Below are 2,903 nucleotides of genomic sequence, written 5' to 3' on the forward strand. Positions count from 1 at the left end.
GGGTGTGGCTGGGGGTGGGGGTGGGCCCGCTGGGGGCGCCGCGCAGCGCAGCACCGAAGCGTTAGCGTAGCCCGTCGCACGCCGACCTTGTGGGCATGAGCGCAGCGAAATGCCCACAAGGGCACGCCCAAAAAAATATCAACATCAACTTCTTACAGATAAAACTGCACAAACTACTTTTTGAGCACCTTTTTAATGATATCCTCTACCTTATACTCCTGTGTAGCAGTGGATAAAATACTGTCCACTTGCTTTTCTACTACATTTCGGGGTAGCCCTAAAATCATCAAAGCTTGAATGGCTTCTTCACGCAATTTACTTTGTGGGTTTTGATCTTTAATGTCTATCTTACCCGCTTTATCCCTAAGCTCTACAATGATGCGTTCAGCTGTTTTCTGCCCTATTCCCTTGATATTTTTTAAGGTATAGACATCATTTTTACGAATAGCCGCTACTAACTCACTCGGCGTAAGCCAACTTAATAAAGTAATAGCCGTGTTACCTCCTACACCACTGATTCCAATTAGCCACTCAAATACATTTTTTTCATCGGGGTGTAAGAAGCCATACAAAGTGTGCGCATCTTCACGTACCTGCAAATGCGTATATAGCTTTACTTTGCTCTCCAACGGGGGAAGCTTTTCGTACGTGTGCAAAGATATGCGCACAGCATAGCCCACTCCATTGACATCAATTATGGCTAAGTGAGTTTCTTTATGAGTTAGTTTGCCCTCTAAATAAGCTATCATTTAGCTCCAATCTACAAAAGATTTCATAGCTACGGCATTTTGTTTGAGCTCTTTAAGCTGAATGTGCTGCAAAGCTTCAATTTCTTTTTTCATTTGCTCAAAAATGGCTTTATGAGAAGTAAAACCGAAATCAAATATAGCATTTATCATTCGCCATGAGGGTAGTACGTCATAGACAAATGTATCTTGATACCACTTATCAAATTGAGTTCCTGCTTTGTCTATGCGTCCTTTTGCCATGTACATTAGAGTTTCAGGATCCATTTGCTTGATGCGCTTAGCAGGTTGAGTAAGTTGGGCAAGGTTGTCAATGTTGATATAAGTTCCGTGGCTTTCAAGATGCGTAGCCGCAGGTAAGATTACCTCAGGCTTGAAGTTTTGAGAATTCCAATAGCTGTGTGTAATAACTTGAATATTATTGAGATAAGGAACTAACGCTTGTAAAGTATGGTCATCTTCAAGAATATACAAAGTAAAATAGCTGCCGCTTTGAACAAACTCTTTGAGTTTTTCTACCGTAGTTTCTATAAAACCAAGCAGTTTGACGCCGTTTGTATTCGGTGTGCGGTCATCTTTACGAAGTAAATGATCGCCCCAACCTATTTGAACCTTAGGTACGTAAAAGATAGAATTGACTTGGTATTGCTGCGCAAGCTTTTTGAGGGCAAAATTACTTTCTAACGAAGCATAAGGCGAACCTACAAATAAAACATTTCCTTTTTGAAGTAACTTTTGAACATGCGAATATGCTTGCTCAAAGGTAGTAGGGTTACCTTGAATATAAGCCCCTGAAACGCGATTAAGATCATATTTTGCATAATCTAAGCGCCCTTCATCGCATAACCAATATTGATTTACCTGTAAGTTTTCTCTTGGAGTTAAGCGTAGAATTTGGTTATTTCGTAGCCATACGTTTATGTTGCATCCTTTAGCACATCCTGTGCAGATGCTTGGGCTGGCGTTCATTTCCCATACTCTTGCTTTGAAGCGAAAGTCTGTGGAAGTAAGCGCACCTACGGGACAAAGGTCAATAGTGTTCATAGAGTAAGGGTCGTCAAAAGTTTGACCTGGAGCTGTGGAGATATAATTATGGTCCCCGCGCTGTATCACAGTAAGCTGCTCTGAACCTGATATTTCATTTGTAAAACGCACACAACGCGTACAGTTGATGCATCGTTCTGCATCAAACATTACATTTTTGCCAAGTTTTACTCGCTTGGGCTTGTGGACTTTCTCTAACTCAAAACGGCTGCCCTCAGGTCCGTATTTGTAGGTGTTAATTTGTAGCGGACATTCGCCTGCTTGGTCGCAAATTGGACAATCCAAAGGGTGATTGATTAAAATAAATTCTAAAACGCCCTTTTGTGCTTTTTCAATAACTTGTGAAGTTTTATGGGTTTTAATATGCATGCCAGGAGTAAGGTCTAAGTTACAAGAGGTAACAGGTTTAGGTCCCCATAAAATAATCGGATTACCCTTGTCATCTTTCTCTACTTCTTTAGTTTGTGGATTGATTTTAGGCGTTCCCATTTCTACTAAACACATGCGGCAGTTCGTAGGTATGGATAACGCAGGATGATAGCAAAAATAAGGTATTTCTATACCATTATCTATCATGAATTGAAGGGCTTTTACTTTGCCTTCAAATGTATATTCCTGATTGTCAATAAAAACAGATGGCATACTGTACTACATTTATGCAAGTATACGAAATTACTAACAAATAACAATCTTTAAGCTTATACAGTGCCACTTTTTTTTAGCCAGCGTAAAAAAATAGGTAAAGCGTTTTTAGTAATGTTAAGATAAGGTACGGGTTTAGCCCCAAACCTACGAAAAATACGTTCTACGCCTTCTATCATTGAACCTTCAAAATCAAATCTTGTGGCGCCGTTCTGCTTGGCTAAAAGGATAGCGTTCCAAAGCAATATTTCTACAGCTGCTTGTTCATTTTCTTGTTCGTTTTTAGACAAACCATAGAAATTTATCCAACTATTTTTATAGTGCAAAAGTAGAGTTCCCGTAATGATTTTATTCTTTTGTGTAGCTAATAGCAGTGTAGCTTTACCTTTTGTATATGCACGATTATACAATTCTTTAGCTAAGTTTTGAAAATAAGAATTGAAAAAAAATCTTTGAGTTTGTTTTTGATTG

Annotated in this window: 3 protein-coding genes; all 3 read right to left on the minus strand. The window is 39.3% G+C overall.

Going from position 1 to position 2,903, the window contains the following annotated elements; genetic code table 11:
• Window positions 1-173 precede the first annotated feature (173 nt).
• Window positions 174-749: a Holliday junction branch migration protein RuvA gene (gene ruvA, locus NZ519_13455; protein ID MCS7029760.1), complete on the minus strand. Its 576-nt coding sequence runs from the start codon at window positions 747-749 to the stop codon at window positions 174-176.
• On the minus strand, window positions 750-2,432 hold the full coding sequence (locus tag NZ519_13460) for a 2Fe-2S iron-sulfur cluster-binding protein (protein ID MCS7029761.1): 1,683 nt from the start codon (window positions 2,430-2,432) through the stop codon (window positions 750-752). It lies immediately after the preceding gene.
• A 56-nt stretch (window positions 2,433-2,488) separates the two neighbouring features.
• The coding region (locus tag NZ519_13465) for a GNAT family N-acetyltransferase (GenBank protein MCS7029762.1) at window positions 2,489-2,903 on the minus strand (415 nt) is incomplete at its 5' end.

Source organism: Bacteroidia bacterium, from assembly GCA_025056095.1.
Classification (GTDB): domain Bacteria; phylum Bacteroidota; class Bacteroidia; order JANWVE01; family JANWVE01; genus JANWVE01.

Excerpts from the sequence above, each read along its gene's own strand:
- ruvA (MCS7029760.1), bottom strand. The coding sequence starts at position 749 with ATGATAGCTTATTTAGAGGGCAAACTAACTCATAAAGAAACTCACTTA.
- NZ519_13460 (MCS7029761.1), bottom strand. The coding sequence starts at position 2,432 with ATGCCATCTGTTTTTATTGACAATCAGGAATATACATTTGAAGGCAAA.